We start from the raw sequence: 22312 nt of genomic DNA, 5'->3' as shown, positions 1-22312 counted from the left end.
ATCCTCGGTTGTGTTTTCGCGAGCAATGGGGGATTGCAAGGTGAAAGTCAGCTCGGCGCATCGATTGGTCAATGATAACAACCAGCAGGTTCCGTTTACCGCCTCGCCGAATATCGGCGGCAAGCTGCCGAACGGAAAGCCGGACTATCTGATCATCCACTATACTGCGGGCGGCACGGCGGACGGAGCCATCAGCTGGTTCAAGAACCCGGACGCGAAAGCGGCGGCTCATCTCGTCATCGACCATAATGGCGCGATTACCCAGATGATCCCATTCGACACTGTCGGTTGGCATGCCGGAAAATCCAGCTGGAAGGGCATTGACGGGCTGAACGGCCATTCGGTCGGCATCGAGATCGTCAACTGGGGATTGCTCAAGGGAGGGCCGGGCGCCTGGCGCAGCAGTGTCGGCGCGATGATCCCCGATTCGCGCGTCATCACGGCCCGTCACAAGAATTTCGAGCCGACGACCGTGCATGCATGGGAAATGTTCGATGAGTCGCAGATCACCGCCGCCACGGCTGCGGCGATGGCGATCGTTGCTCACTATGGCATTCCGAGCAGTAACGTTCTCGGCCATGACGATATTGCGCCGGGCAGAAAGCAGGATCCGGGTCCCGCTTTCAATATGGAAGCGTTCAAGGGGAAGGTGTTCGGCAGAGACGATTCGACCGGTACGACAATGACGGTTCAGTCGGCGACGGGCCTGAAATTGCGCACCGGCCCCGGTCTCGACTTTTCCATCATCGCCGACCTGGCCGACGGCACCAAGGTCGTGCCCATGGGGCGAGACGGCGCCTGGTTTCAGGTCACCACTCTCAATGCGTCAGGCCAGCAAGACAAGACCGGCTGGGTGCATGGAAACTGGCTGGTCTGAAACGGTTCGTTGCAGGACGCCGCGTCGGCTGGCTACAGACGACGAAATGGCGCTGGTCATGCAAATCCCGCTCGGATGAAGCTGTCGCGACTCTGGGCGCAGAAACCCTTCCATCCGCTCAGGATCCGCGTTGTTTCGGGTCAGGCTGCGGCGGGCAGAGCGCCTTGAACCATTGCAGCACATGTAGCCGCAATGCCGAGGACAAATTGCTGTCTTCTGTACGGCCGTCATCGACCTCAGCAATCAGTGAGGCCAGGCTGAGACCGCGCGCCGAGGCGATGCGTTTCAGCTCCAACCAGAATTCGTCTTCCAGTGAAAAACTAGTGCGATGACCGTGTAAGGTCGCGGAATGTTTGCGAATCAAGCTTTGCCCCGTCACCTTCATGGTGATTGATGGAGCGCAATTGAGAGGGTCGCCTGCGCTCCGTCAAGCCGATGGCATGCGAGAGGCTAACGAAGGCTTAACGCCCTTAGTCCTTGTCCCGAAAAGGCTTTTCGAGCTTGCCCTGATCCAGCGTTTTTTGCGCTTTGTCATTTATGGACTTGGCCAGCTGCTTCTCGGATTTCGAAAGTCCGAAAGTGACACGGTTCTGCTCTGCCTGGTCCGCCTTTTCCTGGCGGGCCTTGCCCTTTTTGAACTGCCGTAGATTGACGATCTCGGCGCTCATGGCTGATCCACCTATTGTTTCTTGCGGCCTACTGCTTCTTACGGAACGAATCGAGCGAGACGACCGAACCGGGCTTCTTTTCTTCGCCCTCGGCAGCCGGCGTGTCCGTGGCGGGCTTGGCGACCGCCTCGACCGGGATCGCGGTGCTTGCTTCTTCTTCCTCGACGAGCGGAACTTCGAATTCGAGTTCGAAATTGACCGACGGGTCATAGAAGCCGCGGATGGCATTGAACGGGATGACGAGGCGTTCCGGCGTGTCGGAGAAGGACAGGCCGATCTCGAACTGGGTTTCGGTCAGCTTCAGGTCCCAGAACTGGTGCTGGACGACGATGGTCATCTGCTCCGGATATTTGCTCTTCAGGTGCTGCGAGATGCGGACACCCGGCGCACCGGTCAGGAAGGTGATGAAGAAGTGGTGGTCGCCCGGCAGCCGGCCCGTTGCAGCGACTTCAGACAATACCTTGCGGATGACGCCGCGCAGCGCGTCCTGTGCCAGAATATCGTAACGGATATGATCCTGCCCCATGCGATCCTGTCTTTCCATTTTATCGTCTTCAGGAGACGCTTTATGCCATTCCCAGGCGCTGCGGAAAAGCCCGCTCCCGCGCCGAGTCAGATGCCATAATATTCGAGCGGAAGGCGAAGGTGAAGGCTTCTGTTGCCAGGTGCCTTCGGACCCCGCCTTACGGGGCTAACCGTAAGGACTTAGTTCGGATTTCCCGCACCGCGATTAAGCAGCGAGAGCATAACCCTTAGCGTTGTTGTCGTTTGCAACTACACTTGTGACCCGATAACGGCGGTATCATGCCGAGCAAAAGTACGATCTTTACACCCTTGTCGATCCTATTTCGCCCCCATCAAAAGCCGGTCTGACATCGACCGACCGGTTTTTGGTGGAGGCGCCGGGTACCGCCCCCGGGTCCAATAGGTTTATTACACCGACCATTTATCGCCATATCCGGACCTAAGCCCGGCAAGGTTCATATAGGTCTTTCTTGCGCCCGTGAAAAGGGGTTGCGCAGCATTCGAAATCGCTTCTACAACATCATCTTGTTAAGCATTCACCACGAGCCGCCAAAGACCATAACTGACACCACAAGGAGAGGGCCATGAGCGAATATCTCGACGACGTGAAGAAGTATGACAGTGCAGCCAATGAAGCAGCGGTCGAAAAGATCGTAAAATATCTCGGCATCGCGCTTCGCAACCGCGATTCCGCCACTGTTGCCGCCAGCGACAAGGACGAGATGAAGACCGTGGTCAACAACTGGGCGGGCAAGAAGCTCGGCGTCACCGGCGAAGCGGCCGAAAATGCCGTGGCTGCGGCCGCCAAGACGATGACCGGCGATCGCTCCAAGTCGCGCGTCACTTTCTACTATCTCGTGGCCAAGGAACTCGGAAAGCTCGACACGCTCTGAGCCTCGCCGAAAAATTCCCATCCAAAAATATTGGAAAAAGGGAAAATGCGATTGGTCGGGCCGACTCGTGCTATTATCTGGAGACAGAAGAATGGAAACGGCGGCCTGACCCCATGAAGCAATATCTCGACCTGCTGCGGCATGTGATGGAAACCGGTACCGACCGCGGCGACCGGACAGGCAAGGGCACGCGCTCCGTCTTCGGTTATCAGATGCGCTTCGATCTTTCCGAAGGCTTTCCGGTCACCACGACGAAGAAGCTGCATCTGCGCTCGATCATCCATGAACTGCTGTGGTTCCTCAAGGGCGATACGAATATCGCCTATCTCAAGGAAAACGGAGTTTCCATCTGGGACGAATGGGCCGATGAAAACGGCGATCTCGGCCCGGTCTACGGTTACCAGTGGCGCTCCTGGCCGAATCCGGACGGTGGCCATGTCGACCAGATCGCCCAGCTGATCGAGGGCCTCAAGGTCAATCCGAATTCGCGCCGGCATATCGTTTCGGCCTGGAACCCGGCACAGGTGGACGATATGGCGCTGCCGCCCTGCCACTGCCTGTTCCAGTTCTATGTTTCGGACGGAAAACTGTCCTGCCAGCTCTACCAGCGTTCCGCCGACATCTTTCTCGGCGTGCCGTTCAACATCGCTTCCTATGCGCTGCTGACGATGATGGTGGCGCAGGTGACCGGGCTGAAGCTCGGTGATTTTGTGCATACGCTGGGTGATGCGCATATCTATTCTGACCATTTCGAACAGGCCGAACTGCAGATGAGCCGCAGCCCGAAGGCCTTGCCGGTGATGCGCATGAACCCGGACTTGAAGGACATTTTTGCCTTCCGGTTCGAGGATTTCACGCTGGAAAACTATGTCGCCGATCCGAGCATCAAGGCGCCGATTGCAGTCTGATGCGTGTTCCTGTCGCGATCTTCGTCGCCGTTTCGCGCAACAACGTCATCGGCCGTGACGGCGACATGCCGTGGCGGCTGTCGACCGATCTCAAGCGCTTCAAGGCGATGACGCTTGGAAAGCCGATGGTCGTCGGGCGAAAGACGCTTCTTTCCTTCGGCGGCAAGCCGCTTCCCGGCAGGCCGCATGTGGTCGTCACCCGCAATGCGGATTTTCATGTCGATGGTGCTGAGATTGCCACTTCGCTCGAGGCGGCACTTTCGCGGGCACAGGCAATCGCTGCGGAAACTGGAGCGGAAGAAATCGGCATTCTGGGCGGCGGCGAGATTTATGCGCAGGCCATCCATCTCGCCGATCGGTTGTATTTGACACATGTCGATACCGACATCTCCGACGGTGACACCTTCTTCCCGGCGGTCGATCCCGCCGTCTTCGAGAAGGTCGAGGAGATCGCCGTTCCAGCGGGGGAGAAGGACACTTATCCGACCCGTTTTGCGATCTATCATCGCCGTTCCGCGTCAAACTGATATATTTCGTTACCAAACACCGGGAAGTTATTGTGGTTGCGTTGAAAGCGGGCCGCTCGATACCTATAACGGCAAAGCTGCGTTCCGGAAAATGGGGCGCAGGCATGGGAGTGACACTAACTAAGAGGTTTTGATGCCCTGGAGCAATCAGAATGGCGGCGGCCCGTGGGGCGGCGGCAGCGGCGGCGGTGGCGGCGGTAACAACCAAGGTCCCTGGGGACAAGGACCGAACCGCCCGCGCGGCGGCGGCGGTGGCAATGGCGGACCGCCCGATCTCGAGGACATCATCAGACGCAGCCAGGACCGCCTGAAGGGCGTGATGCCCGGCGGTTTCAACGGCGGCGCAGTTGTGATCCTGCTTCTCGTCGTGGTGGCATTTCTTGCCTTCCAGTCCATTTACACGGTTCAGCCGGATGAGCGTGGTGTCGAACTGCGTTTCGGCCGTCCGAAGGACGAGATTTCCATGCCGGGCCTGCATTTCCATTTCTGGCCGCTGGAATCCGTCGAAATCGTCAAGGTTACCGAACAGCAGCAGAATATCGGCGCATCGCGCGGCTCGAGCACGAATGCCGGCTGGATGCTGACCGGCGACCAGAACATCGTCAATGTCGAGTTCTCGGTCCTGTTCACGGTCACCGATCCGAAGGCCTATCTGTTCAATCTGGAAAGCCCGGCCTCGACGCTGCAGCAGGTGTCTGAAAGCGCCATGCGCGAAGTCGTCGGCCGCCGTCCGGCGCAGGACATTTTCCGCGACAACCGCGAAGGCATGTCGACGGAAGTGCGCAACATCATCCAGGGCACGATGGACACCTATGGTTCGGGCATCACCATCAATGCCGTTCCGATCGAGGATGCAGCGCCGCCGCGTGAAGTGGCCGATGCGTTCGAAGAAGTGCAGCGCGCCGAACAGGACCAGGATCGTTTCGTCGAAGAGGCGAACCAGTATTCCAACCAGAAGCTCGGCCAGGCCCGCGGTCAGGCAGCGCAGATCCGTGAAGAGGCATCCGCCTACAAGGATCGCGTCGTTAACGAGGCAAACGGTGAGGCACAGCGCTTCGTTTCGATCTACAACGAATATGCCAATGCGCCTGAAGTTACGCGCCGCCGCATCTTCCTCGAAACCATGGAAGCGGTTCTCAAGAACTCCAACAAGGTTATCCTGGACGACAAGCAGGGCGTGGTTCCCTATCTGCCTCTGAACGAAATCAACAAGATGCAGGGCAACACGCAGCAGGGAGCGAAAAAATGATCTCCAACAAGCTCCCCGCTTTCCTGATCGGCCTCGCCGTTGTGCTGGTGCTGATCTATTCGTCGGTCTTCGTGGTCAACGAGCGCGAACAGGCGATCGTCGTCCGCTTCGGCCAGATCCAGTCGGTCAAGCGTGAACCGGGCCTCTATTTCAAGCTGCCCTTCGCCTTCCTCGATGCCGACCGCGTCCAGTATCTCGAAGACCGCGCGCTACGCTTCGACCTCGACAATATCCGTGTCCAGGTCCGTGGCGGCGCCTTCTATGATGTCGATGCCTTCGTGGTCTACCAGATCAGCGATGCACGCCGTTTCCGCGAAACCGTTTCCGGTGACCGTGAATCGGCCGAATCGCGTCTGCGCACCCGTCTCGATGCAGCGCTTCGCCGGGTTTACGGTCTGCGCAATTTCGAGGCCGCACTCTCCAACGAGCGGTCCTCGATGATGCAGGAAGTGCATGCGGATCTGAACACGGCTGCCGAAACGCTCGGCCTGACGATCAAGGACGTTCGCATCCGTCGTACCGACCTGACGCAGGAAGTGTCGCAGAAGACCTTTGAGCGCATGAAGGCGGAACGTCTGGCGGAAGCCGAACTGATCCGTGCCCGTGGTAACGAAGAAGGCCAGCGTCGCCGCGCCGTCGCCGACCGTCAGGTCGTCGAGATCGTCTCGGAAGCGCAGCGCGATTCGGAAATCACCCGCGGTCAGGGCGATGCCGAGCGCAACAAGATCTTCGGTGATGCCTTCAAGCGGGATCCGGCCTTCTTTGAGTTCTATCGCTCGATGCGCGCCTATGTGGCATCGCTTGCCGACAATGGCACAACGATGGTGCTGTCTCCGAATTCGGAATTCTTCAAGTTCTTCAATTCGTCCGACGGTACGCCACCGGCCGCTCCTGCTCCGGCTGCGCCTACCGCGCCGGCGAACTGACCAGAACAACCAAGGGGGCGGCAATGATGCCGCCCTTTTTCGACACGCCGTCCACAGACGAATTGCGTCCTGACGGCGCGCTCACGAAAAGGTAATTTTCCCGGTCTTCGATCCGCCTTATGCTTCTGTCGAAATAATGCCCGATTGAATGGGTCGAACGAGATGGTCGACCTGATAAAGCCCGCGGGCGACGCGCGAAGATCAATAGCGAGGTGCCAGATGGCCAATTCGATCCATTCGTCCTGGAAGCGTTCGACCGCGATCGGGCTTGCAGTTGCTATCGTTGTCAGCCCGCTCAATGCGTTTGCGCAGGCACCGGCGACGAAGCCTCAGGCCCCGGCCCAGGGGGGAACCCAGGGTGCGGCGCCTCCGGCGACGATGCTGCCGGCGCCACCGACCGCTCCCCAGATCAAGCAGCCGCCAACGGCAGCACTTGCCGGCCCGGCCGGTCCGTCATCCGTTTCGGATCTCGCGGAAGGTCTGCTGGATGCCGTGGTCAACATTTCCACGTCGCAGAGCGTCAAGGACCAAGGTGCCGGGCCACAGCAGCCAAAGATCCAGGAGGGTTCTCCCTACGAAGACCTGTTCGACGATTTCTTCGACGACAAGAGCAATCAGGGCAAGAACCAGAAAGTGTCGTCGCTCGGTTCCGGTTTCGTCATCGATCCGTCCGGTTATGTGGTGACCAATAACCACGTGATCGAGGGCGCCGACGATATCGAGGTGATCTTTCCGGATGGCACCAAGCTGAAGGCGAAGCTGGTCGGCACCGACACCAAGACGGACCTTTCCGTTCTCAAGGTGACGCCGAAGGCTCCCCTGAAGGCCGTGCCTTTCGGCGACTCGCGAAAAATGCGGATCGGCGACTGGGTGATGGCGATCGGCAATCCGTTCGGTCTCGGCGGCTCGGTGACATTAGGCATCATTTCTGCCCGCGGCCGTAACATCAATGCCGGGCCTTACGACAATTTCATCCAGACGGATGCCGCGATCAACAAGGGCAATTCCGGCGGCCCGCTGTTCAACATGCGCGGCGAGGTGATTGGCATCAATACCGCGATCATTTCGCCCTCCGGCGGTTCGATCGGTATCGGTTTCGCTGTGCCGACGGAACTGGCCGAAAACGTCGTCCATCAGCTGATCGAATTCGGCGAAACGCGCCGCGGCTGGCTTGGCGTGCGCATCCAGCCGGTCAACGACGATATCGCCGCAAGCCTCGGGCTCGACAAGCCGCGTGGCGCGCTGATTTCCGGCGTGGTCAAGGACGGGCCGATCAAGAACGGCGAGATCAAGGCCGGCGACGTGGTGCTGGCCTTCGATGGCCAGACCGTAGCGCAGATGCGCGACCTGCCGCGCATCGTCGCGGAAAGCCCGGTCGGCAAGGATGTCGAAGTGCGGTTGCTGCGCGACGGCAAGGAGCAGACGGTGCGGGTGACGCTTGGCCAGCTGCAGGACACGGCCGATGCCAGCGACGACGCCAATTCCGATGATGACGGTGATGGCGACATGGCACCGGACAGTGGCGACCAGACCGACAAGGGAGGCCAGACCGATAAGGGCGGGCAGCCGAATAGCGGTGGTCAGGCGGACAAGGGCGGCGAGAGCGGCACCAAGAAGGACGGCCAGGCGAGCAAGGAACCGGCATCTGCCTATGGCATGTCGATGGCCGTTCTCGACGAGGCGCAGCACAAGAGTTTTGGCATTGCCGACAGCGTCGAGGGCGTGGTCGTGACGGCTGTGGCAGCCGGCTCCGTGGCAGCTGAAAAGGGGCTGAAGCCTGGCGACGTCCTCGTCGAGGTGGCGCAGGACTTTGTCGAGAGCCCGGCGGAAGTCATCAGCCGGATCGATGTGTTGAAGGGCGAGGGGCGCCGCAATGCGCATGTGATGGTGGCCGACAAGAGCGGCAACCTGCGCTTTGTCGCGCTGCCGCTGGAATAGTCGCTAACGGATGATACGGCCCGGATCGCCCGTCGATCCAGGCCGTGTAGCGCTTATGCCTGCCTTGGCTGCTGCCGGCGGTCTGCGGCTTGTCTTGCCCATTCGTCGGCGGTGATTGCGTAGACGACATGCCGTTTCAGGTGCGGATGCGTATCCGGTACGCGCGGATGGTCGAAATCCATGTCGGGGATCCGGTGAAGGCCGATGCGGCGCATGACGGCGGTCGAGCGGGTGTTTTCTGCCACAGCGAAAGATACGACGGCCTGCATCTTCTTGTCGTCGAAGGCGAGGCCGAGCAGGGCGCTGGCCGCTTCCGTTGCGTAACCATTCCCCCAGAAGCGGGTCGCCAGCCGCCAGCCGATCTCGACCGTCTCGGCGGGGAAGATACTCGGCATGTTGGTGAAGGACAGGCCGCAAAAGCCGATCGGCTCGCTCGCCTCCTTCAGTTCGACCGCATAGAAACCAAGACCGCTGTCCTTGATCATCTCGTTCAGCTTGCCGAGAAAGGCATCCGCCTCGGCATGGCTGCGGCGAAAGGGGAAAAACTCCATTACTTTGGAATCGGCATTGATCTCGCGAAACAGGTCACGGTCGGAGGAGAGCCAGTTGCGCAGACGAAGGCGCGGGGTCTCGAGATAGATGGTCGCCTGCTCAATCTCGGACGTGGTCACGCGGATTTCTTTTCCTGCTCGGAGACATGGCGGCGCAAAACGCTGTTGATCTCGGTCTGATAGCCGCCGGATGCGTTTTCCTTGAACCATGCAATGACATCGGCGTCGAGGCGGATCGTCACCGATTTCTTGATCGGGCGATAGAGATCGCCACGGCGGGCAAGCTGCCATTGGCTGTCCGAAATTTCGGCTATATCGCTTGTATCGACAGCGTCGCCGGACCGGGTTTCGAGGTCGGCGAGTTCCTGTCGTTCGGCTTCGTTAAGTTGCCTGCCGTTCATATCGTTTCCTCTCATGCGGCGTTGCCCGTCGGGCGCTGATGATGCGGATGATCTCGTTATCGTCATTGCCACGATAGACATGGGCGGCGACGAGAATCGTCACAGGTCCGATTGCGCCGACCGCGAGCCAGCGTTCCTCACCATCATAAACGGTGTCGGGGACGATCAGATGAAAAGGGTCGTCCCAGATATGGCGCGCAAGTTCGAAGGATACGCCGTGTTTGGCTTTGTTGGTTCTGGCCTTTTCCGCATTCCATTCGAACCGCGTCATGGTCGTTCCAGTGTACATACATATTTGTCAATATCAAATGCAGACTGGTGGCAACAGCGGACGAGATGATCTCAGGCGCCGACAAAATCCGTCTTGCGATACCCCTGAATGTAGAGCAGCGCCGTCAGGTCGCCGTGGTTTATGCGGATCTGGGCTTCTGCGGCAACGGCGGGTTTGGCGTGGAGGGCGATGCCCGATCCCGCAATGCCGAGCATGCCGAGGTCATTGGCGCCGTCGCCGACGGCGATTGCGTCTGCGGCGGTGATGCCGAGTTCGGCGGCAATCTCGTTCAAGGCATCGACCTTGGCCTGCTTGCCGAGGATCGGCTCGGCGACTTCGCCGGTCAGAAAACCGTCTTTTTCGATCAGGATATTGGCGCGGTTGGTATCGAAGCCAAGCATGGCGGCGATGCGGCTTGTGAAGACGGTGAAGCCGCCGGAGACGAGGGCCGTGTAACCGCCCTTGGCCTTCATCGTGGCGATCAGTTCCGGGCCGCCGGAGGTCAGCGTGATGCGCTTGGCGATGACGTCGTCGACGACGCCGATCGGCAGGCCTTTCAGCAGCGCGACGCGTTCACGCAGGGCCGGTTCGAAGGCGATCTCGCCGTTCATCGCGCGGGCGGTGATGGTTGCGACCTTGTCCTTGAGGCTAACGACATCGGCAAGCTCGTCGATGCATTCCTGGCCGATCATCGTCGAATCCATGTCGGCGATGAGGAATTTTTTCCGCCGCGTTTCGGCATTCTGCACCACGACGTCCACAGGGGCGTCGCCGATCAGGCTGCGCAGGGTGGCCTCGGCGGCAGCAATGTCGGAGCCGTCGCGAAGGGCGATATCGCAGGCAATTCCGTCCGCCAGCCAGTAGAGGCCGGAGGCATTGACCGCTTCCGCCGCCTGCTCTCCGAGCCTTACGTTGAGAACGGGATTTGACGGATGGGCAATGAGCGTGGCAACGAAAGCCATATGACCGACCTTATCGAAAACAATGACGCGATCCTGATAACCGGGCCAACGGCCAGCGGCAAGTCGGCGCTTGCCGTGAAACTGGCGCGCGAGACCGACGGCGTCGTGATCAATGCCGACAGCATGCAGGTCTATGACACGCTGCGGGTGATTACGGCACGCCCTTCCGAAGAGGACATGGGCGGGATCGAGCATCTGCTTTACGGGCATGTGCCGGCGACGCGCGCCTATTCGACGGGGGAATGGCTGCGCGATGTTTCGGCTCTGTTGCCGAGGCTGAAGGCGGAAGGCCGCATGCCGGTCTTCGTCGGCGGAACGGGGCTTTATTTCAAGGCGCTGACCGGCGGGCTTTCGGATATGCCAGAGATCTCACAGGACATTCGCTGCCGGGTGCGGCTGCGATTGAAGGAAGAGGGGCCGGAGGTTCTTCACGCGGAACTCGCTTCCCGCGATGCGCCGGTCGCGGCCTCGCTCGAAATGCGCGACGGCCAGAGGATCGTACGGGCACTCGAAGTGCTGGAGGAGACCGGCCGCTCGATCGCCGACTTTCAGGACCGGATGGGGCCGATGGTCATCGATCCGGCCCGTGCGCGAAAATTTGTCGTCCTGCCGGACCGGAAAGTTTTGCATGGCCGGATCGATCAGCGATTCGTGAAGATGCTGGAAACTGGTGCAGTCGAAGAGGTCGAAACCCTGATGGCGCTCGACCCGGCGCCGGACCTGCCTGTCATGAAAGCGATCGGCGTGCGCGAGATCGCAGCCATGCTGAAAGGCGAGATGAGTCGCGAGATGGTGATCGAGCGTGGTGCCGCTCTTACCCGTCAATATGCCAAGCGGCAGATGACATGGTTCCGCAACCAGATGGACGAAAGCTGGGAACGCCTCTCCTGAGGGGAGTGGCGGCTCGGCTCAATCCTTGTCGTAGAGCGAGCCGAGCGGCTTTTTCAGCAGGCTTTCCCGCAGGGATGAACCCTCGCGGCGCAGCAGTGGCGAGCGCATGGGCGATTCAGGCTGGCGTGGCTGTGCGGGCTGTTCCTGAAGGCGGTCGCGGCGCAGGTCGGCAAAGCGGTCGGGCGCAGCCGAGGCTGTGGTCTCGTAGGTGCGGGCTCTTGGCAGCATGTCAGGCCGATAGGGCTCGGGTTGCGGAGGCGCGGATTGCGAAACTGTGGGCTGGCGCGGCGTGAAGGCCGGTGCCGGCGGCACGGCATCACGCCGCACTTCATCGCGCCAGCGTCCGAGTTCGGCATCGGTCGCCGGTGCAAATCTTTCCGTCTCTTCCGCACGCAGGCTCTGGCTCTGCTCCGTCATGGCGGCCATGTCGCTGCTGTAGCTCTGCTGGAAGCTGCTGATATCCGGGCCGCTGACCGAACGCATGCGGGCGACGATGGAGCGAAGGTCGACGGTATCCGGCGTCTCTTCCGCACCCTTGTCCGTCACGCCATTGGCCTTGGGCAGATATTTCGGTTCGACGCGGGCAAATTTCATGCGCATCGGCACCGAAAGCGCTTCGCCGAAGGCAATTGCCTCGCCATTGCCGATCGACGACAGGAAGCTGGTGGTGGAGACCGAAGAATTCGGGATGGCCGACTTGATGATTTCCTGGTCGCGGTCGTTCGACAGGCGCATGGCAAACAGGGTCGAGCACTGCGACAGGATCGTCTGGTCGAGTTCCCCCGGTCTCTGGGTGATGACACCGAGCGAAACGCCGTATTTGCGGCCTTCCTTGGCAATACGCGAAATCGCCTGCACGGTCGGCACGAAACCACGCTCACGATCCGCCGGCACGTAACGATGCGCCTCTTCGCAGACGACGAGCATATGGATGCCGCCATTGCTCCAGAGCGCCAGCTCGAAAGCCATTCGGCACAGGATCGAGGCAACGGAATTGACGACTTCCGACGGAATACCGGCCAGCTGAAAAGTCGAGATCGGCCGGTCGTCTCCCGGAATGCGGAAGATATGGGCGATCGTCTCCATGATCGTGTCGTTGATCGTGTTGTTGGAGAACATGAAATGGTAGCGCGGGTCGTTGATTGCCGACATGACGCGCATTTTCAGCGAGCGCAGGAAAGGCTTTTCGCCCCGGCCTTCCAGGCGGCCGATACGCTCGTCGATCAGGGCCAGAAGATCGGCCATGCGGTAGGGCACCGGCGTGTCGGCGGTGATCGAGCTCTTTTCCGTCGCACGGCGCATCAGTCCGCCGTCATTGCCGCGGAAGGCCCGTTTTGCTTCCGGGATGAGGTCGCGCAGAATATCGAGCTCGTCGACAATGGCCGGGCGGCCGCGGAAAACGACTTCGGAAAATTCTTCGAGCCGCATCAGCCAGAAGGGCAGGTCGAGCGTGTCGGTATCGATAACGACGGCGTGCTCGGGAAAGGCGGCGGCGAATTCGTTATGCGGGTCGAGAATGAGGACGCGCAGTTTCGGATCGGCCTCGATTGCCTTGTGCAGCAGAAGCGAGACGGCGGTCGATTTGCCGACGCCGGTCGAGCCGACAATGGCAAAATGTTTCGACAGCATGGACGGGATATGGATCGCGGCATCGATCGATTCGTCCTGACTGAGCTTGCCGATCACGCAGGTATCGCTCTTGCCGGCATCATAGATCTTCAGAAGGTCGGCAGCGCGGATGCGGTGAGCGATGGCGCCGAGATAGGGATAGCGGGAAATGCCGCTCGAAAATTCTTCGCGACCGTCTTCACCAACCCGCACTTCGCCGAGAAGCTCGACCTCGATATTGAACTTGTTGTCCTCGCCTTCGCCCCATTGCTGCCCGCCGGACTGCATGGAATAGGACAGGGCCACGACGCGGTTGCGGCCGACAGTTATGGAAATCAGGCGGCCGACCGACCAGAGTTCGGTGAGATCCGTTTCACCATGTTCGGCAACAGCAGAGATGGTGGCATGGGCGCCGTTGCACGCGACGACGCGGCCGAGCAGGCGGTTGCCGGGTTTCTGGACATCGCGGCGATCCTGCTCTCCTGCAGAGATCGAATGGTGAAGGTCGTTGTTCAACAAACAGGCGCCCCTGTCATTGGGGTTTAGATCTGATGGTCCGTCGGTCGGTTGTCACACCTATGAGAGGGGGCACTATAGGATGCCGGACTTAACAACTCGTGTAGGCTTTTCGCCGAATGAATGCGCAATAAGTCGCTGCAAAGTCAGATAGATGGCGTTTTTTGGGGCAGGTCCACGTTGACGAATGGCATTTATCTGGCTAACACTCCCGACCATGAAAATTTCGAACGCACTTATTGTGGTGGGAACGCGCATGGGCAGGACGGTGTAACCGTCCGGCGACAGCCACCCATGCGCGGAAAGACAGGCTCCTCAAGGGGCCTTTTTTTATGCCTTGTTTCCGGCCAGCCTTCGATAATCCAGCCGGACCGGAAGCAAAGAACTCCAGCAGCAATCCCGGCCATCGCAGAGACAGGGCCAGACATCAGGAGGACAGGACATGACGGACACGGCAGATAACGGCAATCGGATGACGGGCGCCGAAATCGTGCTTCGCGCTTTGAAGGACAACGGCGTCGAGCACATTTTCGGTTATCCCGGTGGCGCCGTGCTGCCGATCTATGACGAGATCTTTCAGCAGGACGAGATCCAGCACATTCTCGTTCGCCACGAACAGGGTGCCGGCCATGCGGCCGAAGGTTATGCCCGTTCGACCGGCAAGGTCGGCGTCATGCTGGTCACGTCAGGTCCGGGTGCCACCAATGCGGTGACGCCGCTGCAGGACGCGCTGATGGATTCGATCCCGCTCGTCTGCCTGACCGGTCAGGTTCCGACGACACTGATCGGCTCGGACGCCTTCCAGGAAGCCGATACGGTCGGTATCACGCGCCCCTGCACCAAGCACAACTGGCTGGTCAAGGATGTCAACGACCTCGCCGGCATCATCCATGAAGCCTTCCGGATCGCCCAGACCGGCCGGCCGGGTCCTGTCGTCGTCGATATCCCGAAGGACGTCCAGTTCGCGACCGGCACCTATACGCCTCCGACGGAGGGCGGCATCAACAAGAGCTACAAGCCGAAGCTGGACGGCGATTTGCGCGCGATCCAGGCGGCCGTCGAACTCATGGCGACGGCTCGGCAGCCGGTTTTCTACACGGGCGGCGGCGTCATCAATGCCGGTTCCGAAGCTTCCAAGCTGCTGCGCGAGCTGGTCGAGCTGACCGATTTCCCGATCACCTCAACCCTGATGGGCCTCGGCGCCTATCCGGCCTCGGGCAAGAACTGGCTCGGCATGCTCGGCATGCACGGTTCCTACGAAGCCAATATGGTCATGCATGATTGCGATGTCATGGTCTGCATCGGCGCGCGTTTCGACGACCGTATCACCGGCCGCCTGAATGCGTTTTCGCCGAACTCGCGCAAGGTTCACATCGATATCGACCCGTCGTCGATCAACAAGAATGTCCGCGTCGACATTCCGATCATCGGTGACGTCGCCCATGTTCTGGAAGACATGGTCCGCCTGTGGCGGGCTCTGCCGAAAAAGCCGGAAAAGGCACAGACCAAGGACTGGTGGACGCAGATCGATGCCTGGCGTGGTCGCAAGTCGTTCTCCTACAAGAACTCGAACGACGTGATCATGCCGCAATATGCGCTGGAACGTCTCTACGAGGCGACGAAGGGACGCGAGACCTTCATCACCACGGAAGTCGGCCAGCACCAGATGTGGGCGGCGCAGTTCTTCGGTTTCGAGGAGCCGAATCACTGGATGACGTCTGGCGGTCTCGGCACGATGGGCTACGGCCTGCCGGCGGCGCTCGGCGTTCAGGTCGCGCATCCCGAGGCGCTCGTCATCGATATTGCAGGCGATGCGTCGATCCAGATGTGCATCCAGGAAATGTCCTGCGCCATCCAGCATAACCTGCCGGTCAAGATTTTCATCCTGAACAACCAGTATATGGGCATGGTGCGCCAGTGGCAGCAGCTGCTGCATGGCAACCGCCTGTCGAATTCCTACACGGAAGCGATGCCTGATTTCGTCAAGTTGGCGGAAGCCTATGGCGCGGTCGGCATGTATTGCGACGATCCGAAGGAGCTGGACGACAAGATTGCCGAGATGATCGCAGTCGACAAGCCAGTCATCTTCGACTGCCGCGTGGCAAACCTCGCTAACTGCTTCCCGATGATCCCGTCGGGCAAGGCACATAACGAGATGCTGCTGCCGGACGAGGCAACGGACGAAGCGGTCGCCAAGGCCATTGATGCGAAGGACCGGCAGCTGGTCTGAGGACCACTGCCATTCCTGAATTAAAACTTGAGGAAACGGACCCAAGCACATGAATGCACATCAGCAACCGACCGGATCTGCCTATTTCATCAGCCCTGAAACGGCCAAGGCCGAAAGCCATACGCTTTCGGTTCTCGTCAACAACGAACCGGGCGTTCTCGCCCGCGTCATCGGCCTGTTTTCCGGCCGCGGCTACAATATCGAAAGCCTGACGGTCTCGGAGACGGAGCATGAAGCGCACCTATCGCGCATTACCATCGTCACCAACGGCACGCCGACCGTGTTGGAGCAGATCAAGGCCCAGCTCGAGCGGATCGTGCCGGTCCATCGCGTCGTCGACCTGACGGTTCGCGCCCATAATCTCGGTCAGGAACGGCCGATCGAGCGCGAAGTGGCGCTGATCAAGGTTGTCGGCCAGGGCGAGCGCCGCGCTGAAACGCTGCGTCTGGCCGATGCCTTTCAGGCCAAGGTGGTCGATGCGACGGTCGAGCATTTCATTCTCGAACTCACCGGCAAGTCCTCCAAGATCGACCAGTTCGTGGCGATCATGAAGCCGCTCGGCCTGGTCGAGGTCTGCCGCACGGGGATCGCCGCGATGAACCGTGGTCCGCAGGGCATGTAAGATGCCGTTCGCAGCGGACGATGATTTTCGGCTCGCTGCACACGGTTTTCCGCGCTAAGCCTCCATCATGCGCCTGATCGGCGCATGATTTTTATCAGGCGGCACAAAGGGGCAGGCGATTGCAGAAGGACTGGCTTCCGCAACAGGGAACGCGGATCGGCGCGACCTTTTACGTGCGCCAGTCGCAGCCCTGGCTCAGCCACTATTTTGGCGTCGATCCGCTGGAGCCGACATGGTCTCCGGGGATTGGTGGCGTGGTGCTTTGGGGCGGGCGCATTCCGGCCAAGACGGCGCGGCTGATTGCCGGGTTGCGTGGCCTGCCGTCCTGGTTTCTCGAAGACGGTTTTTTGCGCTCCGTCGGCCTCGGCAAGCAGAATGTTTTGCCGATCTCGATCCAGATCGATGATCTCGGCATGCCTGTGCGGGCGGCAAAGCCGTCCAGGCTTGAGCGGCTGATCGCCGGTTCGGCCGATGACGCAGGTAGTGGTTCGCTTGGCGGTGACATCCGCGAGGCGCTCGTCGAAAACCGGCTGTCGAAATACAATAATCTTCCACATCGTGCGCCAAAACTCGATGCCACGACAAAGCGGCGCGTCCTGCTTGTCGATCAGGTCTTTGGCGATGTTTCCGTGCCGATGGCCGGCGGTTCCGCCGAGAGTTTTTCCCGCATGCTGGCGGATGCGGTCGCGAGCGGTGCGCAATGCGTGGTGCGCACCCATCCGGATGTGATGGCCGGTTTTCGCAAGGGGTATATGACCGAGCAGGCGGCGAAAATGCCGGGTGTGATCCTGTCGAGCGAACCGGTTTCTGCAGCCTCGTTGCTCGACGTCGTGGACGAGGTCTGGACGATGTCCAGCCAGTTCGGCCTCGATGCACTTTTGCGCGGACTGCCGGTGCGCTGTTACGCGGCGCCTTTTTATGCCGGCTGGGGGCTGACGGAAGATCGCTTCGATCCTGCTGCCGCGGGTATTTCCGCTCGCAGGCAGGTGCGGCCGACAACTGACCAGCTGGCTGCTGCTGCCTTCAGCCTCTATCCCGTCTATCGTGATCCGAAGACATGGGCAGAGATCGACGTGTTCTCGGCGATCGAAAAGCTCGTGGCGGAACGGGCGTCGCTGGGGCTCGACTAGAGCATTGCCAGCGGCTGCTTTTTCGCCGGTGGCGGGAAGGCTGCGTCGAGCGCTGCCAGATCCTCGTCGCTAATCTCCAGCTCTGCGGCACCGGCATTTTCCTCGACCCGTTCAGGGCTCGACGATTTTGGAATGGCAATAACGCCGTCGCGCTCCATCAGGAAGGCCAGCGCCACCTGCGCCGGCGTCGCCTGATAGGCTTTGGCGATACGGATGAGTTCGGCATTGCGCAGGATCCGGCCTTGTTCGATCGGCGAATAGGCCATGACCGCAATGCCCTTTTCCTGGCACCAGGGGAGAAGGTCGTATTCAACGCCGCGGCGGGAGAGATTGTAGAGAACCTGGTTGGCGGCGCACATGTCACCACCCGGGACCATCATCAATTCCTGCATGTCGTCGAGATCGAAATTGGAGACGCCCCAGGCGGCGATCTTTCCGGACTGGCGCAATTGCTCGAAGCCGGCGACGGTTTCGGCAAGCGGATGTTCGCCGCGCCAGTGCAGGAGATAGAGGTCGAGCCGGTCCGTCTTCAGCCGTTTCAGGCTTTTCTCGCAGGCCTCGATCACGCCCTTGCGGCGGGCATTCCAGGGATAGACCTTGCTGACAAGAAAAACTTCGTCGCGGCGGCCTGATATCGCCTGGCCCGTCACGAGTTCAGCGCCGCCCTCGCCATACATTTCCGCGGTGTCGATCAGCGTCATGCCGAGATCGAGGCCGTGTTTCAGGGCCGCCACTTCGGCATCTGCGTGGCGGGCATCCTCGCCCATCTTCCAGGTGCCGAGACCAAGTGCCGGTACCAAAATACCGGAGGGGAGGGAAACTGTCGGGATCTCGACCATGGTGCACCTCGTCTTTTGCTTTCGGGCTAAGATATGCAAATCCCGTCGCGTGCCAAGCCCGGCGCAAACCGAAGTGGGCCGGACGGCATGCAGGTGGTTGCCGATCGGCGAATGGCGGCTTACACCTTGGGTCATACGATCGGATATGCGTCGAGGACCGGGATCGCACGGTTTCGGCAGGCCGCATATCCTGACGCTTGCGAGGAAGTTTTTCATGCACGACGACGATCACCACCATCACGGCGACCATGATCATGGTCACGGCCATAATCACGCACACGGGCATGGCCACGATCACCATCACGACAATCGCTATACCGACATGCAGGCGCGGGTGAAGGCACTCGAAACGGTGCTGACGGAAAAGGGCCTGCTGGACCCGGCTGCGATCGATGCGATCGTCGAGACCTATGAAACCAAGGTCGGGCCGCGCAATGGCGCGCATGTCGTCGCCAAGGCCTGGAGCGATCCTGATTTTTCCGACTGGCTGAAGCGCGACGCGACGGCGGCGATTGCGAGCCTCGGTTATACCGGCCGGCAGGGAGAGCATATGCGGGCGGTGTTCAATACGCCCGATACGCATAATCTCGTCGTCTGCACACTTTGCTCCTGTTATCCTTGGGCCGTGCTCGGCCTGCCGCCGGTCTGGTACAAGGCGCCGGCCTACCGGTCGCGGGCGGTCATCGATCCGCGTGGCGTGCTGGCGGAATTCGGCGTGACGCTGCCGGAAGACAAAAAAATTCGCGTGTGGGATTCGACGGCCGAGCTGCGGTATCTCGTCATTCCGGAACGGCCCGAAGGTACGGAAGGGCTTGATGAGGCGGCGCTTGCCGCACTTGTCAGCCGCGATGCGATGATCGGCACTGCGATTGCCTCGACCACGGTTGCGAGGGCAGCGGAATGAACGGCCCCCATGATCTTGGCGGACAGATGGGTTTTGGTGCAGTCGCGCCGGAGAAGAACGAGCCGATCTTCCATGCAGACTGGGAAAAGCGGGCACTGGGGCTGACACTCTCCTGCGGCGCATTTGGCGCCTGGAACCTCGACGAGAGCCGGCATGTGCGCGAAAACATCCCGCCGGCCAACTATCTCTCGGCCAGCTATTACGAGATCTGGGTGAGGGCACTCGAGACCCTGCTGGACCGCCACGGTTTCGTGATGAAGTCGGAAGTCGATGCGGGCCATCGCCAGGTCGATCCGGCGGTGCCGAAGCGGGTGATGAAGGCGGAGATGGTTGCCGGCATTCTGTCGACCGGCGGCCCGTGCAGCCGAGAGGTGGAGGCGGTTCCCGTCTTCGCCGTCGGCGACGGGGTGCGGACCAAAAATTTCAATCCTTCCACCCATACGCGGCTGCCGCGTTATGCGCGCGCCAAGACGGGCGTCATCGAAGCGGTGCAGGGCGCCTTCGTGTTTCCGGACGACAATGCACATGGCAAGGGCGAAAACCCGCAATGGCTTTATACGGTCGTCTTCGACGGGCCGGAAATCTGGGGTGAGGGCAGCGATCCGACCCTGACCGTCTCGATCGATGCCTGGGAGAGTTATCTTGAGCGCCTGTGAGATCGGCACCGAGCTGCCGCCTTCGCCGCTCGCGCAATCCGTCGGGCTGCCGAAGTCGCCGGAAGGTGACCCCGTCTTTGCCGAACCCTGGAATGCACAGGCCTTTGCCATGACCGTGCATCTGCACCAGAAAGGCGTGTTCACCTGGAGCGAATGGGCGGCAGCGCTTTCCGGCGAAGTACATGGTGATGGCCGTGCCGAGGATGGCAGCGACTATTTCGATTGCTGGGTGGCCGCCCTGTGTGGCCTGATCATCGAAAAGGGCATTGCCGACGACGAGATGATCATTGGCCTACAGGAAAGCTGGCAAAGAGCGGCCGAGGCTACACCGCATGGCAAGCCGATCGAGCTGTCCAACGATCCGATGCGGTAGCTGGTGCCGGCTTACGATGGAAACTGCCGGTAACATTCCTCGGCGATTTTCTGCAGCATGTCGCGGGAAATCTCCCCCGTGACGGCGTAACCGAGATCGCCGTCGATCCAGTAAAAGGTCTCGATCTCGTCTGCCGAGGCAAAGCGGAAGCTTGTCGTGCGGTTTTCGGCGTTCCTCGCAACGAGAACGGTGATGCGCTGGCCGGACCCGTCCTCGTACATGAACATCGCTCCCGGTCTGCCATCCACCGGCAGAAGGCGGCCGCCGACCAGCCGGAAGCCGAGCGTCTGCAGGTTCGGAACCTTGAGATTGGCGACCGAAAGCTTTTTGCCGAGCCAGGTCGCCAGATGCGCTTCCTCATTGGCAAAGACCTCGACCGGATGGCGGACTTCGCTTGCGTAAATGAGGAAGGCGTCGCGAGCCTCGCGCGGCAGGATTTCGGTTGCGGTGAGTTCGATCTGCGGTGCTTCGAAGATTTTCGGACCGTAATGCCCCGCTGCGAGCCCGAGCCCGAAAACCAGAATGGCCGATGCCGCGAGCGCAAGCCTGTGGCGCGGCTGGGAAGCCGGCCGTTTCGATGCTTTCGCGACGATATCGGAGATGAGCCGGATATCGTTCTCCTTCGGTGTTGCGGCACCGGCGAAGGCGGCCTGCAATCCGGCGCTCTGCGCCTGCCAGTCGGCGACCATCCCGGCAAGGTCGGGATTGGCGGCAAGATGAGCTTCGACGCGAGCGCTATCTTCCTCGCCGAGAAAGCCATCGACATAGGCGTGCAGCTCTGCTTCGGAGACGGGGCGGTTTTCGTTCATTTCGGTCTCCGCAGTGGAATGACGTTTTCCTCCCGCATTTTTTCGCGAAGGGCATGCCGCGCCCGTGACAGGCGGGACATGACCGTGCCGATCGGAATATCCAGCATGTCGGCCACTTCCTGATAGGCATAACCTTCGACGACGACCAGCATCAGCACGGCACGGGCATCCGAAGGCAGGGTTTCGAGGGCGCCGGTCAGGCGGCTTCTCTCAAGCGGATCGTCCTCGCGCGTGATCACCGGGGCGTTTTCAGCCTCGTCGAGCGCAACGACCGGCCGTCGGCCGGAGGCACGGCGCGTATTGAGATGAAGATTGGTCATGATGCGATAGGCCCAGGCCTTGAAATTGGAGCCGCGCCATTGGGACCGGGAGATGAGCGCCTTCTCGACACAGTCCTGCAGCAGATCCTCGCTCTCGGCCGCCGATCGTGTCAGGCTGCGCGAATAGCGCCTGAGTTGCGGCAGGAGAGCAAGGATCTGTGCTTCGAACGAAAACGGCACGCTTCCTTCGGCAGCGTCTCCAGGGAAACGCTGGTGGGGAGCCTCAGGGGCGCGCGCCGTTTCCGGATGATCAGGGTTTCGCGACATCCCACACGCCGTTAAAGCCGTCGCCGGTGGTGTCGCCCTGCTTCGTGTCCTTGACCCAGTAATAGAGCGGCATGCCGTCCTTGGCCCATTGCTTCGACCCGTCCTTGCGGGTGACGAGCGAGTATGCACCATCGGCCTTGGCATCGGAAGCGGCCATGACAGGCGGCCAGTTGGTGGCGCATTTGTCATAGCAATTGGAGGTGCCGGCCTTGTCGTTCTTGAACGTATAGACCGTCATGCCCTTTTCGCCGGCAAGCACGTCGCCCTTGTCGGTCTTGACGGTCGTGAAGGGGCCGGCGGCGAAGGCGGCGGTGGTCAGCACGGCAAGCGCGAAAGGCGCCAGAATAAGCTGTTTCATGGTTCGTCTCCCAGATTTTACGGCGGCCCGTTGCGGCCGTCAGTGTCAAGACACCGGGGGAGGCGGATTTATTCCGTGATCCGGGAGGATTTT

General features: G+C 60.6%; 26 protein-coding genes and 1 other RNA gene. 14 read left to right on the top strand and 13 right to left on the bottom strand.

Annotation, left to right across the window (positions count from 1 at the left end; genetic code table 11):
* Positions 1 to 40: 40 nt before the first annotated feature.
* Complete coding sequence (locus FHW37_RS11735) at positions 41 to 877, top strand: N-acetylmuramoyl-L-alanine amidase (protein WP_186458230.1); 837 nt, start codon at positions 41 to 43, stop codon at positions 875 to 877.
* Between the two features lie 118 nt (positions 878 to 995).
* On the opposite strand, the gene FHW37_RS11730 is transcribed toward FHW37_RS11735, so the two are convergent.
* From FHW37_RS11730 to ssrA, 4 genes are all read right to left on the bottom strand, one after another.
* Entirely contained in the window at positions 996 to 1241 is a 246-nt protein-coding gene (locus tag FHW37_RS11730; RefSeq protein ID WP_145636456.1) for a ribbon-helix-helix domain-containing protein, read from the bottom strand.
* A gap of 106 nt (positions 1242 to 1347) precedes the next feature.
* The gene (locus FHW37_RS11725) at positions 1348 to 1545 is read right to left on the bottom strand and encodes a DUF4169 family protein (protein WP_145636454.1); all 198 of its coding nucleotides are present in this window, start codon (positions 1543 to 1545) and stop codon (positions 1348 to 1350) included.
* 28 nt (positions 1546 to 1573) lie between these two features.
* Positions 1574 to 2071 carry an SspB family protein gene (locus tag FHW37_RS11720; protein WP_145637988.1) on the bottom strand — a complete coding sequence of 166 codons (498 nt, stop codon included), beginning with the start codon at positions 2069 to 2071 and terminating at the stop codon, positions 1574 to 1576.
* Positions 2072 to 2189: 118 nt separating this feature from the next.
* Positions 2190 to 2559, bottom strand: a transfer-messenger RNA (tmRNA) gene (gene ssrA / locus FHW37_RS11715).
* A gap of 95 nt (positions 2560 to 2654) precedes the next feature.
* Between ssrA and FHW37_RS11710 the strand changes: the two genes are divergently transcribed.
* From FHW37_RS11710 to FHW37_RS11685, 6 genes are all read left to right on the top strand, one after another.
* Entirely contained in the window at positions 2655 to 2963 is a 309-nt protein-coding gene (locus tag FHW37_RS11710) for a DUF2853 family protein (protein ID WP_145636452.1), read from the top strand.
* A gap of 113 nt (positions 2964 to 3076) precedes the next feature.
* Positions 3077 to 3871, top strand: coding sequence for a thymidylate synthase (locus FHW37_RS11705; protein WP_145636450.1), 795 nt, complete (start codon positions 3077 to 3079; stop codon positions 3869 to 3871).
* The gene (locus tag FHW37_RS11700) at positions 3871 to 4398 is read left to right on the top strand and encodes a dihydrofolate reductase (protein ID WP_145636448.1); all 528 of its coding nucleotides are present in this window, start codon (positions 3871 to 3873) and stop codon (positions 4396 to 4398) included. The genes FHW37_RS11705 and FHW37_RS11700 overlap by 1 nt, the downstream gene beginning before the upstream one ends.
* Positions 4399 to 4531: 133 nt before the next feature.
* Positions 4532 to 5647 carry an FtsH protease activity modulator HflK gene (gene hflK / locus FHW37_RS11695; RefSeq protein ID WP_145636446.1) on the top strand — a complete coding sequence of 372 codons (1116 nt, stop codon included), beginning with the start codon at positions 4532 to 4534 and terminating at the stop codon, positions 5645 to 5647.
* Positions 5644 to 6573 (top strand): protease modulator HflC, encoded by a 930-nt coding sequence (gene hflC, locus FHW37_RS11690; RefSeq protein ID WP_145636444.1) that lies wholly within the window; start codon positions 5644 to 5646, stop codon positions 6571 to 6573. The genes hflK and hflC overlap by 4 nt, the downstream gene beginning before the upstream one ends.
* Before the next feature lie 219 nt (positions 6574 to 6792).
* Positions 6793 to 8511 (top strand): Do family serine endopeptidase, encoded by a 1719-nt coding sequence (locus tag FHW37_RS11685; RefSeq protein ID WP_145636441.1) that lies wholly within the window; start codon positions 6793 to 6795, stop codon positions 8509 to 8511.
* 53 nt (positions 8512 to 8564) lie between these two features.
* Here FHW37_RS11685 and FHW37_RS11680 read toward each other — a convergent pair whose 3' ends face one another.
* From FHW37_RS11680 to serB, 4 genes are all read right to left on the bottom strand, one after another.
* Positions 8565 to 9182 (bottom strand): GNAT family N-acetyltransferase, encoded by a 618-nt coding sequence (locus tag FHW37_RS11680; RefSeq protein WP_246690742.1) that lies wholly within the window; start codon positions 9180 to 9182, stop codon positions 8565 to 8567.
* A complete protein-coding gene (locus FHW37_RS11675) occupies positions 9179 to 9463 on the bottom strand; it encodes a BrnA antitoxin family protein (protein ID WP_145636438.1) in 285 nt (94 codons plus the stop codon). Before FHW37_RS11675 ends, FHW37_RS11680 begins: the two co-directional genes overlap by 4 nt.
* Positions 9444 to 9734 (bottom strand): BrnT family toxin, encoded by a 291-nt coding sequence (locus FHW37_RS11670; protein ID WP_145636436.1) that lies wholly within the window; start codon positions 9732 to 9734, stop codon positions 9444 to 9446. The genes FHW37_RS11675 and FHW37_RS11670 overlap by 20 nt, the downstream gene beginning before the upstream one ends.
* A 71-nt stretch (positions 9735 to 9805) precedes the next feature.
* Entirely contained in the window at positions 9806 to 10696 is an 891-nt protein-coding gene (serB, locus tag FHW37_RS11665; protein ID WP_145636435.1) for a phosphoserine phosphatase SerB, read from the bottom strand.
* Here serB and miaA point away from each other — a divergent pair, their 5' ends adjacent.
* Positions 10697 to 11587, top strand: a complete 891-nt coding sequence (gene miaA, locus FHW37_RS11660) for a tRNA (adenosine(37)-N6)-dimethylallyltransferase MiaA (protein ID WP_145636433.1) — start codon at positions 10697 to 10699, stop codon at positions 11585 to 11587.
* A gap of 18 nt (positions 11588 to 11605) precedes the next feature.
* On the opposite strand, the gene FHW37_RS11655 is transcribed toward miaA, so the two are convergent.
* Complete coding sequence (locus tag FHW37_RS11655) at positions 11606 to 13714, bottom strand: helicase HerA domain-containing protein (RefSeq protein ID WP_145636431.1); 2109 nt, start codon at positions 13712 to 13714, stop codon at positions 11606 to 11608.
* Between the two features lie 439 nt (positions 13715 to 14153).
* Here FHW37_RS11655 and FHW37_RS11650 point away from each other — a divergent pair, with 439 nt between their 5' ends.
* From FHW37_RS11650 to FHW37_RS11640, 3 genes are all read left to right on the top strand, one after another.
* Positions 14154 to 15941, top strand: coding sequence for an acetolactate synthase 3 large subunit (locus FHW37_RS11650; RefSeq protein WP_145636429.1), 1788 nt, complete (start codon positions 14154 to 14156; stop codon positions 15939 to 15941).
* A 49-nt stretch (positions 15942 to 15990) separates the two neighbouring features.
* A complete protein-coding gene (gene ilvN / locus FHW37_RS11645) occupies positions 15991 to 16563 on the top strand; it encodes an acetolactate synthase small subunit (RefSeq protein WP_145636425.1) in 573 nt (190 codons plus the stop codon).
* 119 nt (positions 16564 to 16682) lie between these two features.
* Positions 16683 to 17693, top strand: coding sequence for a capsular biosynthesis protein (locus FHW37_RS11640; RefSeq protein ID WP_145636422.1), 1011 nt, complete (start codon positions 16683 to 16685; stop codon positions 17691 to 17693).
* On the opposite strand, the gene FHW37_RS11635 is transcribed toward FHW37_RS11640, so the two are convergent.
* Positions 17690 to 18532: an aldo/keto reductase gene (locus FHW37_RS11635; protein ID WP_145636420.1), complete on the bottom strand. Its 843-nt coding sequence runs from the start codon at positions 18530 to 18532 to the stop codon at positions 17690 to 17692. The two genes, FHW37_RS11640 and FHW37_RS11635, sit on opposite strands and share 4 nt — an antisense overlap.
* Positions 18533 to 18746: 214 nt before the next feature.
* Here FHW37_RS11635 and nthA point away from each other — a divergent pair, with 214 nt between their 5' ends.
* From nthA to FHW37_RS11620, 3 genes are read left to right on the top strand one after another with little or no spacing between them, the layout of a single operon-like run.
* The gene (gene nthA, locus FHW37_RS11630; protein WP_145636418.1) at positions 18747 to 19436 is read left to right on the top strand and encodes a nitrile hydratase subunit alpha; all 690 of its coding nucleotides are present in this window, start codon (positions 18747 to 18749) and stop codon (positions 19434 to 19436) included.
* Positions 19433 to 20092 carry a nitrile hydratase subunit beta gene (gene nthB, locus FHW37_RS11625; RefSeq protein WP_145636416.1) on the top strand — a complete coding sequence of 220 codons (660 nt, stop codon included), beginning with the start codon at positions 19433 to 19435 and terminating at the stop codon, positions 20090 to 20092. Before nthA ends, nthB begins: the two co-directional genes overlap by 4 nt.
* The gene (locus FHW37_RS11620) at positions 20079 to 20465 is read left to right on the top strand and encodes a nitrile hydratase accessory protein (protein ID WP_246690741.1); all 387 of its coding nucleotides are present in this window, start codon (positions 20079 to 20081) and stop codon (positions 20463 to 20465) included. Before nthB ends, FHW37_RS11620 begins: the two co-directional genes overlap by 14 nt.
* Positions 20466 to 20476: 11 nt before the next feature.
* On the opposite strand, the gene FHW37_RS11615 is transcribed toward FHW37_RS11620, so the two are convergent.
* From FHW37_RS11615 to FHW37_RS11605, 3 genes are read right to left on the bottom strand one after another with little or no spacing between them, the layout of a single operon-like run.
* Complete coding sequence (locus tag FHW37_RS11615; protein WP_145636412.1) at positions 20477 to 21274, bottom strand: anti-sigma factor family protein; 798 nt, start codon at positions 21272 to 21274, stop codon at positions 20477 to 20479.
* On the bottom strand, positions 21271 to 21861 hold the full coding sequence (locus tag FHW37_RS11610) for an RNA polymerase sigma factor (RefSeq protein WP_145636410.1): 591 nt from the start codon (positions 21859 to 21861) through the stop codon (positions 21271 to 21273). Before FHW37_RS11610 ends, FHW37_RS11615 begins: the two co-directional genes overlap by 4 nt.
* Positions 21845 to 22219, bottom strand: a complete 375-nt coding sequence (locus FHW37_RS11605) for a COG4315 family predicted lipoprotein (RefSeq protein ID WP_145636408.1) — start codon at positions 22217 to 22219, stop codon at positions 21845 to 21847. Before FHW37_RS11605 ends, FHW37_RS11610 begins: the two co-directional genes overlap by 17 nt.
* Positions 22220 to 22312 lie beyond the last annotated feature (93 nt).

Source organism: Neorhizobium alkalisoli (genome assembly GCF_007829835.1).
Lineage (GTDB): Bacteria > Pseudomonadota > Alphaproteobacteria > Rhizobiales > Rhizobiaceae > Neorhizobium.
The sequence above is the reverse complement of the archived record's forward strand: the minus strand, read 5'-3'. Positions and strand labels throughout refer to the sequence as shown.

Excerpts from the sequence above, each read along its gene's own strand:
- FHW37_RS11670 (WP_145636436.1), bottom strand. The coding sequence starts at position 9,734 with ATGACGCGGTTCGAATGGAATGCGGAAAAGGCCAGAACCAACAAAGCC.
- nthB (WP_145636416.1), top strand. The coding sequence starts at position 19,433 with ATGAACGGCCCCCATGATCTTGGCGGACAGATGGGTTTTGGTGCAGTC.
- FHW37_RS11615 (WP_145636412.1), bottom strand. The coding sequence starts at position 21,274 with ATGAACGAAAACCGCCCCGTCTCCGAAGCAGAGCTGCACGCCTATGTC.
- FHW37_RS11605 (WP_145636408.1), bottom strand. The coding sequence starts at position 22,219 with ATGAAACAGCTTATTCTGGCGCCTTTCGCGCTTGCCGTGCTGACCACC.
- FHW37_RS11705 (WP_145636450.1), top strand. The coding sequence starts at position 3,077 with ATGAAGCAATATCTCGACCTGCTGCGGCATGTGATGGAAACCGGTACC.
- nthA (WP_145636418.1), top strand. The coding sequence starts at position 18,747 with ATGCACGACGACGATCACCACCATCACGGCGACCATGATCATGGTCAC.
- serB (WP_145636435.1), bottom strand. The coding sequence starts at position 10,696 with ATGGCTTTCGTTGCCACGCTCATTGCCCATCCGTCAAATCCCGTTCTC.
- miaA (WP_145636433.1), top strand. The coding sequence starts at position 10,697 with ATGACCGACCTTATCGAAAACAATGACGCGATCCTGATAACCGGGCCA.
- FHW37_RS11725 (WP_145636454.1), bottom strand. The coding sequence starts at position 1,545 with ATGAGCGCCGAGATCGTCAATCTACGGCAGTTCAAAAAGGGCAAGGCC.
- FHW37_RS11675 (WP_145636438.1), bottom strand. The coding sequence starts at position 9,463 with ATGAACGGCAGGCAACTTAACGAAGCCGAACGACAGGAACTCGCCGAC.
- FHW37_RS11610 (WP_145636410.1), bottom strand. The coding sequence starts at position 21,861 with ATGTCGCGAAACCCTGATCATCCGGAAACGGCGCGCGCCCCTGAGGCT.
- FHW37_RS11710 (WP_145636452.1), top strand. The coding sequence starts at position 2,655 with ATGAGCGAATATCTCGACGACGTGAAGAAGTATGACAGTGCAGCCAAT.
- FHW37_RS11700 (WP_145636448.1), top strand. The coding sequence starts at position 3,871 with ATGCGTGTTCCTGTCGCGATCTTCGTCGCCGTTTCGCGCAACAACGTC.
- FHW37_RS11720 (WP_145637988.1), bottom strand. The coding sequence starts at position 2,071 with ATGGGGCAGGATCATATCCGTTACGATATTCTGGCACAGGACGCGCTG.
- FHW37_RS11650 (WP_145636429.1), top strand. The coding sequence starts at position 14,154 with ATGACGGACACGGCAGATAACGGCAATCGGATGACGGGCGCCGAAATC.
- FHW37_RS11685 (WP_145636441.1), top strand. The coding sequence starts at position 6,793 with ATGGCCAATTCGATCCATTCGTCCTGGAAGCGTTCGACCGCGATCGGG.
- ilvN (WP_145636425.1), top strand. The coding sequence starts at position 15,991 with ATGAATGCACATCAGCAACCGACCGGATCTGCCTATTTCATCAGCCCT.
- FHW37_RS11635 (WP_145636420.1), bottom strand. The coding sequence starts at position 18,532 with ATGGTCGAGATCCCGACAGTTTCCCTCCCCTCCGGTATTTTGGTACCG.
- hflK (WP_145636446.1), top strand. The coding sequence starts at position 4,532 with ATGCCCTGGAGCAATCAGAATGGCGGCGGCCCGTGGGGCGGCGGCAGC.
- hflC (WP_145636444.1), top strand. The coding sequence starts at position 5,644 with ATGATCTCCAACAAGCTCCCCGCTTTCCTGATCGGCCTCGCCGTTGTG.